Below are 20,209 nucleotides of genomic sequence, written 5' to 3'. Positions count from 1 at the left end.
AGAGAGGCAAAAAAAAACTCACAAAATCAGCCACTAAAACCAAAACCTCTACCCCCCCCCCCCCCCCCCCCCCCCCCCCCCCCCCCCCGCCGTTTCGTGTTACTCCATCGGGGACGGGCCGGCGGCCGGCGGCGCGGCGGGGAAGAGGATCGGGCTGAGCAGGTACGGCTCCCGGCCCGGCCCCGGCCCGTTCGCCAGCCGGGGCTCCAGGACGGCACGCAACTCGCCGCTGAACTCGGCGAGTTCCGCCGGGTCGAGCCAGAACGTGCCCTGCCGGTAGGCCACTCCCCGGGCGGCCGGGTCGGCGTCCTCGCGGTCGAGGTAGGCGTTGAACTCGGCGATCAGGACGGCCATCGCGGCGGCGAAGCCCCGGCGGTGGTCCTCCCGCGTCATCGTGGCGGCCGCGGCGGCGTCCACGACCGGGCGGTCCTCGCGCAGCCGGTAGTGCCGCTCGACGGCGCCGCGCACCCGGCGCTCCTCGGCGACCTCCAGGAAGCCGGCCTCGGCGAGCAGCGCGACGTGCCGGTACACCGTCACCTTCGACACGCCGGACAGCCGCTCGCACAGCTGCGACGTGGTGAGCACCTGCCCGCCGGCGAGAGCGTGCACCACGCGCAGGCGCACCGGGTGGAGGAGGAGGTCTACCGCGTCGAGGTCCATTGCCCCACGATTTCACAGTCGCTATCTTTATCAAAGATGAAAACAGTGCGCCCGGGAGACGACCCGGGTGCCGGTTCCCAGGGGGGAAGCACCATGCGCCAGACGAACGGGCGGGCCATCACCGTCAACGGGCGATCGCTCTACGTCGAGGAGTCCGGACACGGCACGGACGTCGTGCTCTTCGAGTCGGGCCAGGGCCTCGGCCGCGTCTCCTGGGACCCGGTCCTGCCGCTGCTCGCGGACCGTGCCCGGCTGGTCGCCTACGACCGCGCCGGCTTCGGCCGCAGCGCCCGCACCGACGCCCCCCTCGACCTCGACGACTTGGCGGCCGACCTGGTCGCCCTCCCCGAGGCCGTCGCCCCCGGCCGGTTCGTCCTGGTCGCCCACAGCATGGGCGGCCTGGTCGCCCGCCTCGCGTACCAGCGCCTCGCGCCCCGGCTGCGCGGCATCCTGATGGTCGACACCACACCGGAGACCGCGCCCGCCTTCGACACCATCGACCAGATCGCCCGCCGCGTCGACCGCACGCTCGCCATCGGCCAACCCCTGGTCCGCAGCCGCCTGGTGGCCCGTCTGCTCAGCGGCACCGCCCGCCGGGCCTTCCCCGCCGACACCTACGAGACCATGCTCGCCGAGGACTTCGTCCCGGCCGGCCTCGCCCAGACCCGCCGCGAGTTCCGCGCCGTCGCGGCCGCCGTCCCCCGGCTGCGCGCCGAACCCCCGGCACCCCCCGTCTGCCCGACCGTCCTGCTGTCCGCCGACCGTCCCCGCCGAGGCGGCGAACGCACCCACCCCGCCCTCCAGGAACACCAGCGCCGCTGGACCGAAACCCTCCCCGACGGCCGCTACGAGACCGTCGCCGCCGGCCACTTCATCCAGGGCGAGCGGCCCGACGTGGTCGCCGCCCGGATCCGCGAACTCCTCGACCGCGGCTGAGCGGTGGGCCACCGGGCCTCGGTCGACCGGCCGCAGAACGTCCGCCCGTCCGACCCGATCGCCGACCCGATCGCCGACCTCGGCCGGTTCACGCCAGCGGCAGCAGTCCGGGCACCGGGCCGCCGCGACGGGACAGCCGGCGCAGGAACGTCAGCACTCCGGGTGTCCCGACCGCCCAGGCGCGGGACTCTGCGGTCGGGTCGCCGCCGGGGAAGACCGGGCGGCCCGCCGGCCCGCCGGCGCGGGTGAGGAGCAGGGCTGCCAGCTGCTCCGCCGCGTGCCAGTGGCGGGAGTCGCCGGTGGCCGCGGCGAGGTCCACGAGGAGGTCGCCGACTCCGGCCAGGCCGCAGCAGCGGACCACCAGGGCGGTGCGCGGGGCGAGCGTCCGGCAGGTGTCGGCCGCGTCGGCGGCCAGGGCGAGGAGGGTGTCGTCGCCGTACCGGATTCCGGCCTGGACGAGGACCGTGCCGAGGCCTGCCAGGCCCCGGCACCAGGAGAGGTAGCGGCGGGTCGCCCCGGGCCGCAGGGCGGCCGCGCTGAGGCTGGGAAGGTCGGCGGCGAGTCCGTCGACGATGCGGCGGGCGGTCCGGCGGGACGCCTCGTCGGGCCGGGCGAGGAGGAAGTGGGCGATGCCCGCGCGGCCGTGCGCGAAACCCTCGGCGAGGGCGGCGGTGCCGGGGTTGGGCTCCTCGCCGGGATCGTCGAGGGGCCGGGCGGTCAGTGCCGTGGCGCACGCGCCGGCCGCCGCGAGGTGCCGGCCGGTGTCCCGGCCGAGGGCGGCGAGCAGCAGGTGGGCGGTGCCGAGCCCGGCCGCCCCGGCGATCTGGTCGGCCCCGGCGGGCTCGTGGTGGCGGTGGTCCGAGGACTTCGTAACGGGCGGCTCCGTACCGAGGGTGGCGGCGGCCCGGGCGAGGAACAGGTCGGCGCCCGCCCGGCCCTGGTAGAGCGAGCCGTCGAGGCGGTCGAGCGCCGGGTGGCCGGCCGTCCAGTCGGCCAGGGCCGTGGCGGCGGCCCGGGCGTCGGGGCGGTCCGCGTGCTCCAGCAGTTCGAGGCCGAGGCCGGCGGCCCCGTCGTAGAGCGACAGCAGGGTGCGGGGTTCGGCGGCGCGCGGGTCGGTGGCGACCAGCTCGCGGGCCATCCGCACGCAGGTGCCGACGGTGTGGTCGACGGCCTCGCCGAGCGGGGCCCGCCGCGGCGCGGCCGAGCGCCGTGCCGGGGGTCGGCCGAGCGGCCTCCCGCCCCGCAGGCCGGCGGCGGCGGCCGAGCGCCGGTCCCCGTCCGGGCTCACCAGGCCCGCGACCAGGGCCACCGCGGAATCCGCCGAGTCCGAAGGGCCGGGGAGGGCCGCGCGCAGACAGGCCAGGGTGCGGTCACGGTTGGTCGCCGGGTCGGGGTCGATCACCACCGGGTCGAGGCCGGTGAGGGCGTGGTGCAGCGTGGTGCCCAGCGCGTAGTAGTCCTCGGTGGGGTCGGTCCCGGTGGCGCCGGGCAGCCCGTAGCCCGCCGTGGCCCCGGGCGGTCGGGCGCCGTCGAGGGCGCTGACGCCGAAGTCGACCAGCGAGCAGCGGCCGGCGGCGCCGAGCACCACGTTCGCGGGTTTCAGGTCGCAGACCACCACGCCGCGCGCGTGCACCGCGTCCAGGGTCCGCAGCAGTCCGCGCGCCAGGTCCCACCAGTCGCGCCCGCCGGTGCCCGGCCCGGGGTCGTACGGGCCCGCGGCGAGGACGTCGCGCCGCAGGTCGCGCGGCCCGCACGCGCCGCTGACCAGGTACTCGTCGGCGCCGTGCCGGAAGTAGTCGACCAGCACCGGTACCCCGGGCACCCCGGCCAGGGCGGTGAGCACCCGGCGTTCGTGCCGGAGCCGGCCGCGCGCGTCGGTGCCCGCGCCGTCCTCGCCGACGTGGGCACGGGCCTGTTTGACCACCACCTCGCGCCCGGTGGCGAGTTCGACCGCGCGGTAGACGTGGCCGTTCGGCGAGCGGGTGATCCCTGCGGTGATCCGGTACCGGCCCTCGCCGACCCGGGTGGTCGGCGGCCGGGCGGCGGCCGCGACGGGCGTGAACGGGTCGCTCGCCCAGGGCGGTTGGCGGTAGCGGGCTTCGGCCAGGCCGGGGAAGACCGACCCGTCCGGGCCGGTCATGCCGTAGTCGGCGCCGTCGTCCGTGACCCGGAACAGTCCGTAGCGGTAGTAGACCGGCGCGTCCGGCCGGAGCCGGCGGTCGCTCACCACCCGGGGCCCGGCCCAGCCGGCCAGCGCCCGGGCCAACTCCGTTCCCAGCGCGACGAGGTCCGCCTCGTCCGGGTAGACCGTGACGGCCTTGCCCACGGCCGCGGGGCCGCGCAGCCCGCTGTTGAGCTCCCGCAGCACGGCCGCGCCCGCCGCGAACTTCGCGTCGCAGGTGCGGCGCAGCAGGATCGGGACCACCGCGTCCAGTAGCTGCGGGAGTTGGCCCTGCCGGGCGGACAGGTGGAGCTTCCAGCCGTGGGCGCGCGCCGGCATCCGCGGGTCCTGGAGGTACCACCACTGCCCGTCGGTGTGCAGCGGGCGGCGCGGGCCGGGCGCGGCGGCCGCCAGGTCGGCGACCCGGCGGCGCAGTGCCTCGGCGGAGCCGGGGTCGGGTGGTGTGGTCATCGCTCCGCCCCTCCCCCGGTCCGCTTCCTCGGTACGGGTCAGCAGTCCACGGCGCACTCGAAGCGCGTCGGAACGTAGGTGACCCACGGGTCGGCGAGACACGCGACCGGGGCGAGGTCCGCGTCGTGCTCGTCCTCGAAGACGATGGCGTCCTCGTCGATGTCCAGCAGGCCTGCGTCGCGGATCTCGGTCACCACTGCGCTCATGGGTGGTTCCTCCCTTGGGGGTTGGACCTGCTCTCCTGGATCACGCCGGGCGCGCGGGACACCTGGGCACGCTGATGCGACGTGACCCGCAAGAGGGGGCCTGGGCCGGTGTTCCTTGCGGTTGGCGCCTCATGCTAGCCACGCCGACCGGTCCGCGACAGGGGTTCGACACCGCCAACTCGGCCGCTCAGCACCGCGATTCCCGGCGACCGGAACGAACCGTTCAGTCGCTCACCAGGCGGCGGCCGGTGATCTCGTCCGGGCTGATCCGGATCCAGCAGGTCCGGTCGCCGCCGGCCCAGGGGATGGCGCCGGGGAGGCCGGCCAGGTGGTGCAGGACGGCGGGGTCGTGCACGTGGTGGGCGGTGCCGAGGAGGAGGACGCTCCAGCCCCGGCCGAGGTATTCGTCGATGTGGTCGATCTGGAAGGAGAGCGAGGTGCCCTCGGCCGGGGCGCCTCGCTCGGTGGTGCGGTAGGCGATGGCGGCGTCGTCGACGACGTAGTTGACGGGGACGACGACCGGGCCCGGCTGGAGCGGCAGGGCGATGCGGCCGACGCCGTGGGTGCCGATCAGCTCCCAGCACTCGGGTTCGGTCAGGCCGAACAGCCGCGGGTGCGGGCCAGGGCCGCCCTGGCCGGGCGGGGCGTCGGCGCGGCCTTCGAGCAGTTCGCCGCGGCTGAGGCCGAGTGCGGCGGCGATCCGGACGAAGCCGCCGGGATCGAAGGCCGGTCCGGCTTCGAGTAGGTAGCGGAGGTAGCGGGGGGCCATGGCCGCCTGGTGGGCGAGGTCGTCCTCGCTGAGGCCGAGTTGTTCGCGCCGCTCGGCGATCCGGCCGGCCACGGCGGCGGGTTCGGCCCGGTCGACGGCGTCAGGGGTGTCGTTCACGGTGGTGGCTCCTCGGCTTGCCGGCGGGTGCCCGAGGTCGTGTCCCGGGGTCGTGTCCGGGCGGTGACCAGGCCGGATCCATCCAAGCGCCCGGCGTGCGCCAAGTCGAGGAACGGCGGGGCGCCGTGCGTGTCGGCCCCGGCCGGGATGTTCGACGCGGGCCGGGACCGGTGGCGGGCCGAGGGCACGGGCCCCGACCCGGCCAGCTCCAAGATCAACTTTCGAACATCTCACATCTGCTTATAGATAAATTCATACGATCGGGTGAGTTTGGCGACGGTGCACACCCGATGGTTTGCACCGGTCCTCACGGCCCCCCATCGAACACGCTCACGCCCCCTCGGTGCGGCCGGAACAATCGTCGCGGCGGGTCGGCCGAGGCCGAATCCCCGCCTCCGCAACGAACTTGACGCCAACTCAGTTCTCCCGACCAGAACAGGGGCCAGCCATGACGACCGAGACCGTCCAGCAGAGTCAGCAGAGCAGGCAGAGTCTCAGCACCTCAGCCGCCAGGAACCTGGCCACCACCACCAAGACCGCGCCGCAGATGCTCGGGATCACCCCCCGCTACCTGCTGCGCGCCCTGCCCTGGGTGGACCTGGAGGCCGGGGTCTACCGGGTCAACCGCCGCCGGGGCTTCATCCTCGGCGACGGGCAGATCAGCACCTACGTCAACGGCGACGGCGCCTCCCGGGTGATCGCCGAGGACCTGCGCGAGCTGCCCTTCCTCAGCCAGGTGGACAGCCCGCTGCTCACCGCCCTCGCCAACGGCTTCGTCGAGCGCGAGGTGGCGCCCGGCGAGCTGATCGTCGACGCCGGTGCCCCCGCCGAGCAGCTGCACCTCATCGCGTTCGGGCGAGCCGAGCAGCGCGCCACCGGGGAGTACGGTTCGGACGCCCTGATCGCCGTCCTCGGCGACGGCGACTTCTTCGACGCCACCGCCTGGGTCGACGGCACCCCGATGCCCTACCGGGTCAAGGCGGTCAGCGCGTGTACCGTGCTCTCCCTCGACCGCCGGATGCTCGTCGAACTCGCCGACCGTGAGCCGTCGTTGCGCGCTCAGCTGGACGCCTTCGGCAACGACCGCCGGGAGCCCGCCGACCGCGAGCACCCGATCGACCTCACCTCGGGCCACTCCGGCGAGCCGTACCTGCCGGAGACCTTCGTGGACTACGAGGAGGCCCCCCGCGAGTACGAGTTGAGCATCGCGCAAACCGTCCTCAAGGTGCACACCCGGGTCGCGGACGTCTACAACTCCTCGATCGACCAGGTCCAGGCCCAGCTGCGGCTGACCACCGAGGCGCTGCGCGAGCGCCAGGAGTGGGAGATGCTCAACCACCCCGAGTACGGGCTGCTCAACAGCGTCGTGCCCAACCAGCGCGTGCGCACCCGCAAGGGCGCGCCGACCCCGGACGACATGGACGAGCTGCTGGCCCGGGTCTGGAAGCAGCCGGCGTTCTTCCTCGCCCACCCGCGGGCGATCGCCGCGTTCGGGCGCGAGTGCACCCGGCGCGGGGTGCCGCCGCAGATCGTGGAACTCTTCGGCAGTCCGTTCCTGACCTGGCGCGGCGTCCCGCTGCTGCCCTCCGACAAGCTCGACCTGAAGGGCTCGGCCACCTCGGCGCCCGGCACCACGAACATCCTGCTGATGCGGGTCGGCGAGGACCGTCAGGGCGTGGTGGGCCTGCGCCCGTCGAAGGTCCCGGACGAGGTGGAGCCGGGCCTCTCGGTGCGGGCGATGGGAGTGGACCGGCAGGCCATCACCTCGTACCTGGTCACCAGCTACTTCTCGGCCGCCGCGCTGGTGGACGACGCCATCGCGGTGCTCCAGAACGTCGAGGTGTCGAACTACCATGACTACTCCTGACGGATTCGGGCGCGGTACCGGGGTCACCGGAGTGGGTCGACCGCCGCTCGACACCGGCTCCTCGACGGGCCCGGGAAGCGGCCTGGTACCCGGCCCGGTCCCGCTGCCCGCAGCGCTCGCCCACGCGGCGGGCGGTCCGCGGTACTGGCTGCCGCAGCAGCCGGACCAGGCGGCCCGGGCCGACCCCGCCACCCCGCCCTCCGCACCGCCGGGCGGGTTCGACGTCGAGGCCGTCCGGCGGGACTTCCCCCAGCTGCACCGGGAGGTGAACGGCCACCCGCTGGTCTGGCTCGACAACGGGGCCACCACCCTCAAGCCGCGCCAGGTGGCCGAGGCGGTCGCCGAGCACTACTCGATGGGCACCTCCAACGTCCACCGCGGTGCACACACCCTCGCCAAGCAGGCGACCCAGGTCTACGAGGAGGGCCGCGAGGAGGCCGCCAAGCTGCTCGGCACCCAGGACGCCGGCGAGATCGTCTTCGTCCGGGGCACCACCGAGGCCGTCAACCTGGTGGCACAGTCCTGGGGCCGCGCCAACCTCGGCGTGGGCGACGAGATCCTGGTCTCGGCGGCCGAGCACCACTCCAACCTGGTGCCCTGGCAGCTGATCGCCAAGGAGCGCCGGGCCCGGATCCGGCCGATCCCGCTGCTCCCCGACGGGCAGCTCGACCAGGACGCCTACCGGGACCTGCTCGGGTCGCGGACGAAGCTCGTCGCGCTCACCCACGCCTCGAACGTGCTGGGGACGGTCCCGCCGGTGGCCGAGATGACCGCGCTGGCGCACCGGTACGGCGCCAAGGTCCTGGTGGACGGCGCACAGGCGGTGAGCCACTTCCCGGTGGACGTCACCGCGCTGGACGCCGACTTCTACGCCTTCTCGGGGCACAAGATCTTCGCCCCGACCGGCATCGGCGTGCTCTTCGGCAAGCGCGAGCTGCTGGAGGCCATGCCCCCGTGGCAGGGCGGCGGCAACATGATCGACTCGGTGGGTTTCGAGGAGACCTCCTACGCGCCCGTACCGCACCGGCTGGAGGCGGGCACCGGCCACATCGGCGGGGTGGCCGGCCTGCGGGCGGCGCTGCGGTACCTGGCCGGGCTGGACCGCCAGGCCGCCACCGCGTACGAGGAACAGCTCACCGCGTACGCCATGGGCGCGCTGGCGACCGTCCCCGGGCTGCGCCTGATCGGCGACGCGCCGGAGAAGATCGGGGTGCTGACCTTCCTGCTCGCCGGCACCGACCCGATGGCCCTGGCCGGGGCGCTCGACCAGCAGGGCATCGCGGTACGCGCCGGGCACCACTGCGCGCAGCCGGCGCTCGCCGCCTTCGGCCTGCAGAGCGCGGTGCGGGCCTCGCTGGCCCTGTACAACACCGTGCAGGACGTCGACGCCCTGGTGTCCGCCCTCCAGGGCGTCCAGGCGGCCTCGGCGGGGTAGGCCGGGGCGGCGGGGGGGGGGGGGGGGGGGGGGGGGGGGGGGGGGGGGGGGGGGGGGGTCGGGGGGCCCCCCCCCCCCCCCCCCGCCGTCCGCGGCGTCGCCGAACGGCCCGACCGGCGGAGCGGACGGCCCGTCAGGATCCCCGGCGCACGCGGCTGTCGATCCCCGCGGCCGGGGCGCATACTGTCCTGCGCGGCTCGCACCCGCGCGACAGGGCCCGTTCCGGACCCGGCCCGGGCTGCGCCGCTACGGGGAAGGTCGGACGAACGTGGCAATTGTCGTTCTCGTCGTCGTGCTGGCGCTGTTCTGGCTGATCACCGGCGTGCGGGTGGTGCAGCAGTACGAGCGCGGCGTGGTGTTCCGGCTCGGCCGGGTGCGCGAGCAGGTCCGCCAGCCGGGCCTCACCCTGCTGGTGCCGGTGGTCGACCGGATGCGCAAGGTCAACGTCCAGGTCGTCACCATGCCGGTGCCCGCCCAGGAGGGCATCACCAAGGACAACGTCTCCGTCAGCGTCGACGCCGTGCTGTACTTCCGCGTCGTCGAGCCGGTCAAGGCCACGGTGGACGTCCAGAACTACTCCTTCGCGATGCTTCAGGTCGCCCAGACCTCGCTGCGCTCGATCATCGGCAAGAGCGAGCTGGACGATCTGCTCTCCGGCCGGGAGAACCTGCACCAGGGACTGGAGGTCATGCTGGAGAGCCCGGCCACCGGGTGGGGCGTGCACATCGACCGGGTGGAGATCAAGGACGTCAGCCTGCCCGACTCGATGAAGCGCTCGATGGCCCGCCAGGCGGAGGCCGACCGCGAGCGGCGGGCCCGGATCATCACCGCGGACGGCGAGTTCCAGGCCGCCGCCAAGCTCGCCGAGGCCGCCGTCACGATGTCCGAGACCCCGGCGGCGATGCAACTGCGGCTGCTGCAGACGGTGGTCGAGGTCGCGGCGGAGAAGAACTCGACGCTGGTGCTTCCGTTCCCGGTGGAGCTGCTGCGCTTCTTCGAGGCCTCCGCCGCCCGGGCCGCCGAGGCGGGCTCCGGGCCGGCGCCCGCCGTCCCGGCCCAGGCGCCGTCCGACGCCGGCTGACGGCCCGCCCGCACGGCCGACGGCCTCACCGTCCGTCACGGACGGACGATCGGCAGCAGCACCTCGTCGACGATCTCCGCCGGGTCGAGCTGCGCCGGCGCGCCGCCGCACATCTTGATCCGGTACAGCATCAGCGCCGGGACGACGTCGGTGACCAGGGGGGTGACGGACCCGGGGCGGACCTCGCCCCGGGTGGCACCGCGGGCGAGCACCTCGGCGATCAGCGCGGCGGTGGGCTCCACCACCCGCTCCAGCACGATCGCCAGGAAGGTGTGGGCCCGGTGCCGGTCCAGCTCGCCCATGATGGCCCGCACGGCGGCCCCGGGTTCGCTCAGCATCGCCGCGCGCAGCCTGGTCACCACCTCCAGCAGGTCCCCGCGTAGGCCGCCGGTGTCGGGCGGCGGGCCGGCCGGGGGCAGGCAGGCGCGCAGCGCGTCCTTGACCAGTTCCTCCTTGGAGGGCCAGCGCCGGTAGAGCGCGGCCTTGCCGGTCTGCGCGGCGGCGGCGACGCCCTCCATGGTGAGCCGGGCGTAGCCGTCGGCGGTGAGCTGCTGGAGGGCGGCCTCGAAGATGGCGTTCTCCAGCGCCTCGCCGCGCCTGCGGAGCGGGGCGCCCGTCGCCGGTCCGCGCGCGACTGCGGGTTCAGCGGGCATGGCTGCGCACCTTCTTCGGTTCCACCTCTCGACACGCCCGTTCACCGGCTGTCCGCAATGAACGGATGTGTTCCCTATATCCAGGGCCACTGTCGATGTTAGTGAACGAACCCGTCCCGTCCCAATCGTTCGCCCCCCGGCCGTCGCGGACCGCGCCGGCGCCGTCTGACCGGCCTGCCATGGCTCTCCCTCCCCTCGCCCGCGTATCGACGGCCGCCCGCCCGACGCGCCGCCCCGCCGGAGCGCGATCGCGTCCGGGCCGGAGGCCCTCGATACGCGGGGCCGCCGTCAGGACACCGTCAGTGACGACGCCCGCGCAGTCAAGGGGGCGTCAGGATCGCCCACCCCCCGAGGGTCCGCGGCCTAGGCTCGGACTCGTCCCCGCCCGGCTGACGCGGGCCCGGCGCCCCGTCACCGCCCTCCGGAGCATCCACAAGACACGCCCTCAGCCGCCCACACCCGATCGATCCGCCGCGTCGGACGATACGTCAACGAAGGTGAGGTCCCCGTGGCCGTTCTCGGCGCCTTCCACCGCCGCCAGCCCCTCCCCGCCAGCTGGCCCGCATCCGCACCGGCGCGCGGCTCGGTCGCCGCGACCCTGTCCGCGATCGTGCGCAGGCTCGCCGACAGCCCCCTGGACAATTCCGTGCTCCAGGCCGTGGGCGCCCCGACCGCCTCCAGGGGCGCCGGCGCCGCTCGCCGCACGGTGCGGATGCGGGCCAGCTGGCGGGCCGTCACCACCCCCGACGGCACCCGCCGGCTCGAAGCCCGCTGGGGCCCCGGTCGCTGAACACCCCGAGAGCCGGGCCCGCCCCGGCGGCCCCGACAGCGCGGAGCCATCACGTGCGCACGCGTGCACGCATCGGGCGCGCGCCGATCTACGATGAGCACATGAGCACAAGCACCGACCTGGCAGCTGCACACGGCTCGCAGGAGCAGGGGCAGGGCAGCGGCGAGCGGCTGGACGTCGCCGCGTCCGTCCTCGCCCTGCTCGCGGACCGCACCCGGCTCGCGCTGCTGCACCGGCTCGGCGCGGGCGAGGCCGACGTCACCTCCCTCATCGAGGCGTGCGGGGCCCCGCGCACCTCCGTCAGCCAGCACCTCGCGAAGCTCCGCCTCGCGGGCCTGGTCACCACGCGCAGGGACGGGCGCCGCGTCGTCTACTCGCTGCGCCACGGGCACCTCCGGCGGCTGGTCGACGAGGCGCTGAACGTCGCCGACCACCAGATCGGCTCCCTGCCGCCGCACGACTGACCCGCCGCACGGCCGACCCACCCCCGCAGCCCGGAACGGCAGCGAGAGCCGCACCACCGTAGCCAACACGTGCACACGTATGCACGTGTTGGCTACGATGGTGCCGCCTCACCACGCCGCCGACCGGGACGGGGCCGATGCTGTCCACCCTGCGCAACCGCACCTACCGCCACCTGTTCGCAGCCCAGGTCATCGCCCTGGTGGGCACGGGCCTGGCCACCGTGGCGCTGAGCCTGCTCGCCTACGACATCGCCGGCGCCGACGCCTCAGCGGTCCTCGGCACCGCGCTGGCCGTCAAGATGGTCGCCTACGTGGCCGTCGCACCGGTGGTCGGAGCCCTCGCCGACCGCGTTCCGCGCCGAACGCTGCTGGTGGCGATGGACCTCACCCGCGCCGCCGTCGCGCTCGCCCTGCCGTTCGTCAGCCAGGCCTGGCAGATCTACGTCCTGATCTTCCTGCTCCAGGCCGCCTCGGCCGCCTTCACACCGGCCTTCCAGGCCACCATCCCCGAGGTGCTGCCGGCCGAACGGGACTACACCCAGGCACTGTCGATGTCCCGCCTCGCCTACGACCTGGAGTCCCTGTTCAGTCCCGCGCTCGCCGCGGGCCTGCTCGCCCTGGTCCCGTACACCTGGCTGTTCACCGGCACCACCGCGGGCTTCCTCGCGTCCGCCACCCTGGTCGTCTCCGTCGCCCTTCCCAAGCCCGCCCCCGTCGAGCGGACCGGCGGCGTCCACGCCAAGGCCGCCTTCGGCGCCCGCCTGTTCTGGGCCACCCCGCGCCTGCGGGCCCTGCTCGCCCTCGACCTCGCGGTCGCCGCCGCCGGGGCGATCGTCTTCGTCGACACCGTCGTCGCGGTCCGCGAGCACTTCCACCGCCCGGCGGGCGCGGTCTCGCTCGCCCTGGGCACCTACGGTGCCGGCTCCATGCTGACCGCCCTGCTCCTGCCCCGACTCCTGCGACGGCTCTCCGACCGCGCCGTCATGCTCCCGGCCGCCTTCGCGCTCCCCGCCGTCCTGGCCGCCGTCGCCGCCGTCACCGCCGCGGCCCCGGGCGGCTGGTCCTGGGCCGCACTGCTGGCGTCCTGGGCCGCGATCGGCGCCGCCTGTTCCGCCGTCCTCACGCCGGGCGGGCGCCTGATCCGCCGCTCCGCCGCCGACGCGGACCTGCCCGCCGCCTTCGCCGCGCAGTTCTCCCTGTCGCACAGCTGCTGGCTGCTCACCTACCCCCTCGCCGGCTGGCTCGCCGCCGGCGCCGGCCTCCCGGTGACGGCCGTCGTCCTCGGCGCCATCGCCCTGCTCGCCGCCACCGCCGCCACCGCGATCTGGCCCGCCCGCGACCCCGCCAGGCTCGACCACGTCCACGCCGACCTGCCCCCGGGCCACCCCCACCTCACCGACGCCCACCCGGCCACGGACGGCTGGCTCCACGGCCACGACTACGTCATCGACCAGTACCACCGCCACTGGCCGCAGGGCCTCGCCGCGCGGGCCAACTAGGGCGTGCCCGGCGGGGGCGACAACCGCATCACCCGGGAGGGTCAATCCAGCGGGAATAAATGAAGAGCTGTTCATGTATTCCTGTATGGTCGACGCGTCGCCCCGTCCTGCCCGCGTGGAGGAACACCACAGCCATGTCCGCAACCCTCACCGAGCGCCCAGCCGCCGCAGCCCCGCGCGGCGGCGCCGCTCCCAAGCGCCGTACGCGCGTCTTCGCGCTGGCCGAGGCCCGCTGGGCCGCCGCCGCGACCATCGCCTTCCTGACCGCCCTGCCGCTCCAGCTGACCGACGCCCCGGCCTGGGCCTGGGGGCCGCTCTACGCGATCGCCTACGTCACCGGCGGCTGGGAGCCCGGCTGGGCCGGCCTCCGGGCGCTGCGCGAGAAGACCCTCGACGTCGACCTGCTGATGATCGTCGCCGCGATCGGCGCGGCCTCGATCGGGCAGGTGATGGACGGCGCGCTGCTGATCGTCATCTTCGCCACCTCGGGCGCGCTGGAGGCGCTGGCCACCGCCCGCACCCAGGACTCGGTACGCGGCCTGCTCGACCTCGCCCCCACCACCGCCACCCGCCTGCTGGACGACGGCGGCGAGGAGACCGTCGCCACCGAGGACCTGGTGGTCGGCGACACCATCCTGATCCGCCCCGGCGAGCGCGTCGGCGCCGACGGCCGCGTCCTGGACGGCGCGAGCGAGATCGACCAGGCCACCATCACCGGTGAGCCGCTGCCGGCCGCCAAGCAGCAGGGCGACGAGGTCTTCGCCGGCACCCTGAACGGCACCGGCGCCCTGCGCGTGAAGGTCGAGCGCGACGCCTCCGATTCGGTGATCGCCCGGATCGTCGCCATGGTCGAGGAGGCCTCGGAGACCAAGGCCCCCACCCAACTGTTCATCGAGAGGGTCGAGCAGCGCTACTCCCTGGGCATGGTCTTCGCGACCCTCGCCGTCTTCCTGGTCCCGCTGGCCTTCGGGGCCGCCGTGACCGGCTCGTTGCTGCGGGCGATGACCTTCATGATCGTCGCCTCGCCCTGCGCGGTGGTGCTGGCCACCATGCCGCCGCTGCTGTCCGCGATCGCCAACGCCGGCCGCCACGGCGTCCTGGTGAAGTCCGCCGTCGTGATGGAGCGGCTCGGGCAGGTCGACGCGGTGGCGCTGGACAAGACCGGCACCCTCACCGAGGGCACCCCCCGGATCACCGACCTGCTCCCCCTCACCGGCAGCGGCCTGGACGAGGACGAACTGCTGGCCCTGGCGGGCGCCGCCGAGCACCCCAGCGAGCACCCGCTGGCCCGCGCGGTGGTCGACGCCGCCCGCCGACGCGGCCTCGACCTGCCGGTCGCCGAGGGCTTCGCCTCCACCCCCGGCATCGGGGTGACCGCCACCGTCTCCGGTGCCGTCATCGCGGTCGGCGCCCCCGCCCGGCTCCTCGACGGCGCCGCCGACGCGCCCTCCACCGAGGCGGAGGCCACCGCCGCAGCCGTCGCCGTCGCCGTCGCCGAGGAGCTGGAGCGCGACGGGCGCACCGCCGTCCTGGTCCAGCGCGACGGCGTCCCGGTCGGCGTGCTCGGCATCGCCGACCGCCTGCGTCCCGACGCCGCCGCCACCGTCACCGCCCTGGCGGCCCTGACCGGCGCCGCCCCGGTGCTGGTGACCGGCGACAACCCGCGCGCCGCCGCCCGCCTCGCCGCCGAGGTCGGCATCACCGACGTCCGCGCCGGGCTGCTCCCCCAGGACAAGGTCGCCGCCGTCCAGGAGCAGGAGCGGGCCGGGCGCAAGGTGCTGGTGATCGGCGACGGCGTCAACGACGCCCCCGCCCTCGCCGCCGCCCACACCGGCATCGCGATGGGCCGGGCGGGCTCCGACCTGGCGCTGGAGACCGCCGACGCGGTCGTCGTCCGCGACGAACTCGCGACCGTCCCCACGGTGATCGCGCTGTCCCTGGCGGCCCGGCGGCTGGTCGTCCAGAACCTGGTGATCGCCTCGGTGTTCATCTCCGGCCTGGTCGTGTGGGACCTGGTCGCCACCCTGCCCCTGCCGCTCGGCGTCCTCGGCCACGAGGGCTCGACCGTCATCGTCGGCCTCAACGGCCTGCGGCTGCTGCGCGAGAGCGCGTGGAAGCGGGCGGGCGCCACCGGGCCGCGGCCGGTTCAGGAGCCGGCGCGGGCCCGGCGCAGCAGGTAGGCGCCGGAGGCGGCGGCGAGCAGGGCCATGCAGGCGGTGAAGACCAGGCCGGCGCGGGCCAGGCCGATCGGCGCGGTGAGCAGGCCGATACCGATCACCGGGATCGAGATGCCGAAGTAGGCGACCACGAAGAGCGCCGACAGGGCGCCGCCGCGGTGCTCGGCGGGAGCCGCGGCGGCGATCTCGCCGACGGCTCCGCGCAGGCCCATGCCCTGGCCGGCGCCACCCACCAGGGCGCTGAGCACCAGCAGGGGCAGGGCCGTCCAGGCGAGGGAGCCCGCCATCAGGGCCAGCCCGGCGATGAGCACCAGGCAGCCGACCGGGATCGCCCGGGCGGTGCCCAGCCGGGGCACCAGGAGCTGGCCGAGGGTGGAGGCGAAGAAGGCCGTGCAGACGATCAGGCCGACGACGGCCGGGCTGTGGACGTCCAGCCGCTGGGCGAGGAAGGCCGGGCTGACGGAGGTGAAGACGCCCAGCAGGGAGAAGCCCGCGAACGCGGCGAGGCCGGCCGGGACGAACACCCCGCGGACCTCCGGCGGCAGGGACGGCCGGCGCGGCCGGGCGGTGCGCAGCGGGCGGGCGCCGGTGACGGTCTCCGGCAGGAGCCAGGTGACGGTGAAGGAGGCGGCGAGCAGCACCAGGTGCACGGCGAACGGCAGGGTCAGGGGGTGGGGCGTGTACTCGGCGAGCAGTCCCGACAGCACCGGTCCGCAGCCCAGGCCGCCGATGTTGGCGGCGGTCGCGACGAAGCCCGCGCGGGCCTGGTGTCCGGGTGGGGCGAGCTCCAGGACGTACGCGGTGGCGGTGCCGGTGAACAGGCCCGCGGACAGGCCGGACAGCAGGCGGCCCAGGGCCAGCAGCGGGAGGCCGCCTTCGGCCAGGAAGGCGACGGCGCTGCACGCCGCGAGCGCCAGTCCGCAGAGCAGGACGGGCCGGCGTCCGACGGAGTCGGAGACGTTGCCGACGAGCAGCAGGACGCCGATGACGCCGAAGGCGTAGATGGCGAAGACGACCGTCACCATCAGTTCGGAGAAGCCGATCTGCTCCTGGTACAGCCCGTACAGCGGGGTGGGCAGGGTGGTGCCCGCCATGCAGACGGCGAAGCCGGCGGCCGCCCCGAGGTAACCCGCCCGGCCCATCGCGGGTCGCGCGGTCTGATGATCGGTCATTCGCCCACGGTAGGGCGGCCGTCGCCGTCGCAGCCACGGCTCGCGGGGCCGACTAGGCCGATCCGCCCAAGAACCGACGCCCGGCCCCGGCCCCGCCCGGCCCCGGCGTGGTCGGCCACCGGCTACCGGATCGCGCCGCGGTCCGCGGACAGGCCGTGGGTGGTGCCGCCCCCGGCCCGCACCTGCGTCGGGAGCGCTCCCCAGTAACGCCGGAACGCGGTGCTGAAGTGCCGGGTGTCCGCATAGCCGCAGGAGCGGGCGACGGCCGCGACGGACAGCGGGCGCAGCGCGGGATCGGCCAGGCGCTGCGCGGCGACGTCCAGCCGTCGGCGGGTCAGGTAGGCGATGATCGTGCACCCCGTCTCCTGCTGGAAGAGCCGTGCTGCGTGGCGCTCGCTCAGGTGGACCTGGGTGGCGACGTCCCGTACCCGTACCGGGCGGTCGAAGTTGTCGTCCAGGTAGCGGGTCATCCGCGCGGCGACCGCCGCCGCGCGCCCACCCGGCACGGGCGTCGGGCGCGGGGCGTCGGGCAGGCCGGCGACGACGCGGGCGCAGGTGAGGACCAGTGCGGGGCCGAGGGCGGCCAGCAGGTCGGGGCTGGCCGGCCCCGGAGCCGCGGCCTCTTCGGCGAGTGTCGCCAACAGCCGGGGAAGCGGGGTTCCGGCGGCCGGGACGACCTGGCGCGGGCCGGCCGCGACGGCGTCGAGCAGGGCGGCGGTCTCCGGGGAGCCGGGCCCGGCGGCCCCGCGCGGACCGCGTTCGGGGACCATCGTCCAGGACCAGAAGACGATGCCGAGCGGGTCCCGGGCGTCGGTGGTGATCTCGTGGACCTCGCCGGGGCGGGCCAGGAACAGCTCGCCGGCTCCGACCGGGTGCTCCAGCGCGCCGAGCCGGAACGTCCCGCGCCCGGCGTAGGCGTAGCAGAACTCGAAGTAGGAGTGGCTGTGCCAGTAGTTGCGCCATGGCTCGGGCGGGTAGAACCCCCAGTCCACGAACTCGACCCGTCGTCCGGCGAGGGTGGTGCCCAGCCGCACGGAGTTGAGCAGGGGCAGGGCGGCGCCCGCCCGGGCCAGTTCGGTCATCTCGGCTCGCCCGCCCCGTCCGTCCTGCGCGCGGTGGGGTCGACGCCCCGCAGCATCATGCCCTGACCGAGGGACCAGGTGTGATCGTCCGTGGTGGGCCGGTCCGCAGGGTCCCGGAACTGTACCAGCCAGGTGGTGCGGGCCTGGTCGGAGGTGTTCAGCCCCGAACCGTGCACGGTGAGGTAGCCGAAGAACAGGACGTCGCCGGCCTCCGCCGGGCACGGCCGGGCGTCCTGGAGCGGCCAGGTGTCGGGCGGCAGGTGCCAGCTGCCGTCCTCGACGTGCGGCAGCGGGCCCTTCCGGTGGCTGCCGGGGACGGCCCTGATGCAGCCCTTCTCCTCCGGGGCGTCGTCGAAGTGGAAGACCGCGGCCGCGACGGTGTGCCGGGCGTGCGGGAAGAACGGGTGGTCCTGGTGCAGGGGGAAGGGGGAGCCGGTCTCCGGAGGCTTGATGAACATCTTCGTGTGGTGCAACTGGAGGTTGGGCCCACCGAGCAGTGCGGCCGCGACGTCCGTGAACCTGGGGTCGACCAGCAGCCGGGCGAAGGCCGCCGAGTGGAACTGCGCGTCGTGGGCGTGCTTGAGGGCCGTGCGTCCGGCGGACGCACCCGCGACGGTGCGCGCGCTGGCCCAGGTCGGGTCGGCGTCGGAGTCGAGGCGGGCGGCCAGGGCGTGGCACTCCTCCCGCATCGCCGCCGCCTCCTGTCGGCTGATCAGGTTCTTGACGAGGAGGAAGCCGTTCTCGTGGTAGGCGGCGAGGTCGTCGGGGCTGAGGGGTTCGTTCATGGCCTCGACCGTAGGCGTGGGGGCCGGGCCGGACCGAGGGGCGATACGGACGGCCCGGTGGGTTATCCGGACATCGGCCCGCGCGTTCACGTCCCTCCCGCCGGGCCGCAACCGAGCAGGTGGCGGCGCTCCCGAGGCGGGGAGCGCCCCCGCCCCGATGTCCGGGCACCGTCGCCTCGATGCCCGAGCACCCCCAACTGGCGTGCGGTGCGGCCGAATCCGCACGTGTCCGCCCTCTTGTCAAAGGTTAGGGATGTTTCCTAACTTAATGTCATGTCCGAGACCACACGGCACTCCCGGCGCGACCTCCTGCGAGTGAGCGCGGCGGGCGGTGCCGCCTTCGCCGCGGGCAGCCTCCTGCTGCCCGGCGCCGCCCAGGCCGCCCCCCGCCCGACCGCCCTCGACACCCCGACCCTCCCCGCACCCCGCAGCGACCGGACCGCCGGGTCCGCGCTGCGCCCCTTCGGCCGGCACCTGGCCTTCGGGGCCGATCCCTCCCAACAGGTCGTCGTCTCCTGGCAGGTGCCGGGCGCGGTGACCGCCCCCTTCGTCCGGATCGGCCTCCAGCCCGGCGACTTCGGCTCCCCGATCGCCGCCGAGGTCCGCACCCTGGTCAGCAAGCTGTCCTGGCAGCACCCGGTCGAGGACCAGCCCCTGGTCAAGCCCACCACCGTCACCCAGTACTACCTGCACGCGCAGGTGGACCAGCTGATCCCGGACACCACGTACTACTACGTCGTCGGCCACCAGGGCTACGACCCCGCGGGGCAGCGCGCCCAGCTCGGCGACGTGGCGAGCTTCCGCACCGCGCCCGCCCCCGGCCGCGGCACCGGGTTCACCTTCACGGCCTTCGGCGACCAGGGCGTCGGGTACAACGCAGCCGCCACCGCCAACCTGATCGCCGGCCTCGACCCCGCCTTCCACCTCCACATGGGCGACCTCTCGTACGCCAACAGCGGCGGCAGCGGCAAGACCAGCGACCCCTACGACGCCCGCCTGTGGGACTCCTTCTTCGTGCAGAACGACCCCGTCGCCTCCCGGACCCCGTGGATGATGGCGATCGGCAACCACGAGATGGAGGCCTGGTACGGGGCCGACGGCTACGGGGGCGTCCGCGCCCGGTTCACGATGCCCGACAACGCCTGGGTCCAGTCCACCGGGATCTACTCCTGGCGCTGCCAGAACGTCGGCCTGATCAGCCTCGACGGCAACGACATCTGCTACAACACCGCGGCCAACCTGAACTACACCAAGGGCAAGCAGAAGAAGTGGCTGGAGAGCCGGCTCGCCGCGCTCCGCGCCGACACCACCATCGACTTCGTCGTCGTCTACCTGCACCAGTGCACGTACTCCACCTGCCACGACAACGGAGCCGAACTCGGCGCGCAGCAGGACTGGGCCCCGCTGTTCGACAAGTACCAGGTGGACCTGGTGCTCAGCGGCCACAACCACGTCTACGAGCGGACCGACCCCATCCGCTCCGGCAAGCCCACCCGCAAGGTCGCCTCCGGAGACACCGTCAATCCCCTGAAGGACGGCACCACGTACGTCGTCGCGGGCGGCGGTGGCGGCGGGGTCTACTCCTTCCCCGTCGCCGACACCTACCTCGGGCACGAGACGAAGAACGACTCCCCCGTCCCGATGGTGGTCGCCGATCCGACCGGCCACAACCAGACCGTCAAGGTCACCTGGTCCAGGGTCCGTTACACCGGTTACTGCCTGGTGGCGGTCGACGTGACGCCCGCCGCCGCCGGCAAACCAGCCCGCATGGCGGTGCGCTCGATCACCGAGGACGGCACCGCCGTGGACCAGTTCACCGTGCAACGCGGCTGAGCCGGCCCGCGCCCGGACGGTCTGCTCCCCGCCGGCCGGGCCGGGCGCGGC

The 20,209-nt window shown here is 74.6% G+C and carries 17 protein-coding genes; 9 read left to right on the top strand and 8 right to left on the bottom strand.

What is annotated here, in order from left to right; genetic code table 11:
* Positions 1–99 precede the first annotated feature (99 nt).
* Positions 100–660, bottom strand: coding sequence for a helix-turn-helix domain-containing protein (locus tag AC07AL_RS23265; protein WP_478318038.1), 561 nt, complete (start codon positions 658–660; stop codon positions 100–102).
* Positions 661–753: 93 nt separating this feature from the next.
* Here AC07AL_RS23265 and AC07AL_RS23260 point away from each other — a divergent pair, with 93 nt between their 5' ends.
* Entirely contained in the window at positions 754–1,596 is an 843-nt protein-coding gene (locus AC07AL_RS23260; RefSeq protein WP_478318037.1) for an alpha/beta fold hydrolase, read from the top strand.
* 88 nt (positions 1,597–1,684) lie between these two features.
* Here the strand turns inward: AC07AL_RS23260 and lanL are convergent, their stop codons facing one another.
* From lanL to AC07AL_RS23245, 3 genes are all read right to left on the bottom strand, one after another.
* Positions 1,685–4,228 (bottom strand): class IV lanthionine synthetase LanL, encoded by a 2,544-nt coding sequence (gene lanL / locus AC07AL_RS23255; RefSeq protein ID WP_478318035.1) that lies wholly within the window; start codon positions 4,226–4,228, stop codon positions 1,685–1,687.
* 38 nt (positions 4,229–4,266) lie between these two features.
* Complete coding sequence (locus AC07AL_RS23250) at positions 4,267–4,434, bottom strand: SflA family class IV lanthipeptide (RefSeq protein WP_363589549.1); 168 nt, start codon at positions 4,432–4,434, stop codon at positions 4,267–4,269.
* Between the two features lie 223 nt (positions 4,435–4,657).
* Positions 4,658–5,320, bottom strand: a complete 663-nt coding sequence (locus AC07AL_RS23245) for a helix-turn-helix domain-containing protein (protein WP_363589547.1) — start codon at positions 5,318–5,320, stop codon at positions 4,658–4,660.
* A 448-nt stretch (positions 5,321–5,768) separates the two neighbouring features.
* Between AC07AL_RS23245 and AC07AL_RS23240 the strand changes: the two genes are divergently transcribed.
* The 3 genes from AC07AL_RS23240 to AC07AL_RS23230 all read left to right on the top strand — a co-directional run bounded on the left by AC07AL_RS23240 (position 5,769) and on the right by AC07AL_RS23230 (position 9,703).
* Positions 5,769–7,187: a family 2B encapsulin nanocompartment shell protein gene (locus AC07AL_RS23240; RefSeq protein ID WP_363633677.1), complete on the top strand. Its 1,419-nt coding sequence runs from the start codon at positions 5,769–5,771 to the stop codon at positions 7,185–7,187.
* Positions 7,174–8,622, top strand: a complete 1,449-nt coding sequence (locus tag AC07AL_RS23235; RefSeq protein ID WP_400845000.1) for a SufS family cysteine desulfurase — start codon at positions 7,174–7,176, stop codon at positions 8,620–8,622. The genes AC07AL_RS23240 and AC07AL_RS23235 overlap by 14 nt, the downstream gene beginning before the upstream one ends.
* A gap of 268 nt (positions 8,623–8,890) precedes the next feature.
* On the top strand, positions 8,891–9,703 hold the full coding sequence (locus tag AC07AL_RS23230) for a slipin family protein (protein ID WP_363633553.1): 813 nt from the start codon (positions 8,891–8,893) through the stop codon (positions 9,701–9,703).
* Positions 9,704–9,738: 35 nt separating this feature from the next.
* Here the strand turns inward: AC07AL_RS23230 and AC07AL_RS23225 are convergent, their stop codons facing one another.
* On the bottom strand, positions 9,739–10,356 hold the full coding sequence (locus AC07AL_RS23225; protein WP_363589205.1) for a TetR/AcrR family transcriptional regulator: 618 nt from the start codon (positions 10,354–10,356) through the stop codon (positions 9,739–9,741).
* 508 nt (positions 10,357–10,864) lie between these two features.
* Between AC07AL_RS23225 and AC07AL_RS23220 the strand changes: the two genes are divergently transcribed.
* From AC07AL_RS23220 to AC07AL_RS23205, 4 genes are all read left to right on the top strand, one after another.
* Complete coding sequence (locus AC07AL_RS23220; protein WP_363589207.1) at positions 10,865–11,146, top strand: hypothetical protein; 282 nt, start codon at positions 10,865–10,867, stop codon at positions 11,144–11,146.
* Positions 11,147–11,247: 101 nt separating this feature from the next.
* On the top strand, positions 11,248–11,610 hold the full coding sequence (locus tag AC07AL_RS23215) for an ArsR/SmtB family transcription factor (RefSeq protein ID WP_363589209.1): 363 nt from the start codon (positions 11,248–11,250) through the stop codon (positions 11,608–11,610).
* A 137-nt stretch (positions 11,611–11,747) separates the two neighbouring features.
* On the top strand, positions 11,748–13,109 hold the full coding sequence (locus AC07AL_RS23210) for an MFS transporter (protein ID WP_363633551.1): 1,362 nt from the start codon (positions 11,748–11,750) through the stop codon (positions 13,107–13,109).
* A 134-nt stretch (positions 13,110–13,243) separates the two neighbouring features.
* Positions 13,244–15,289: a heavy metal translocating P-type ATPase gene (locus AC07AL_RS23205; protein WP_478318031.1), complete on the top strand. Its 2,046-nt coding sequence runs from the start codon at positions 13,244–13,246 to the stop codon at positions 15,287–15,289.
* Here the strand turns inward: AC07AL_RS23205 and AC07AL_RS23200 are convergent.
* The 3 genes from AC07AL_RS23200 to AC07AL_RS23190 all read right to left on the bottom strand — a co-directional run bounded on the left by AC07AL_RS23200 (position 15,256) and on the right by AC07AL_RS23190 (position 18,325).
* The gene (locus tag AC07AL_RS23200) at positions 15,256–16,458 is read right to left on the bottom strand and encodes an MFS transporter (protein WP_400807973.1); all 1,203 of its coding nucleotides are present in this window, start codon (positions 16,456–16,458) and stop codon (positions 15,256–15,258) included. The genes AC07AL_RS23205 and AC07AL_RS23200 overlap by 34 nt on opposite strands.
* A 122-nt stretch (positions 16,459–16,580) precedes the next feature.
* Positions 16,581–17,540 (bottom strand): AraC family transcriptional regulator, encoded by a 960-nt coding sequence (locus AC07AL_RS23195; protein WP_363589215.1) that lies wholly within the window; start codon positions 17,538–17,540, stop codon positions 16,581–16,583.
* Complete coding sequence (locus tag AC07AL_RS23190; RefSeq protein WP_363589217.1) at positions 17,537–18,325, bottom strand: phytanoyl-CoA dioxygenase family protein; 789 nt, start codon at positions 18,323–18,325, stop codon at positions 17,537–17,539. The genes AC07AL_RS23195 and AC07AL_RS23190 overlap by 4 nt, the downstream gene beginning before the upstream one ends.
* A 273-nt stretch (positions 18,326–18,598) precedes the next feature.
* Here AC07AL_RS23190 and AC07AL_RS23185 point away from each other — a divergent pair, with 273 nt between their 5' ends.
* The gene (locus AC07AL_RS23185; RefSeq protein WP_363633548.1) at positions 18,599–20,158 is read left to right on the top strand and encodes a purple acid phosphatase family protein; all 1,560 of its coding nucleotides are present in this window, start codon (positions 18,599–18,601) and stop codon (positions 20,156–20,158) included.
* Positions 20,159–20,209: the final 51 nt, after the last annotated feature.

The organism is Kitasatospora sp. NPDC043949, assembly GCF_056435365.1.
This window is presented reverse-complemented; position numbering and strand designations above follow the sequence as displayed.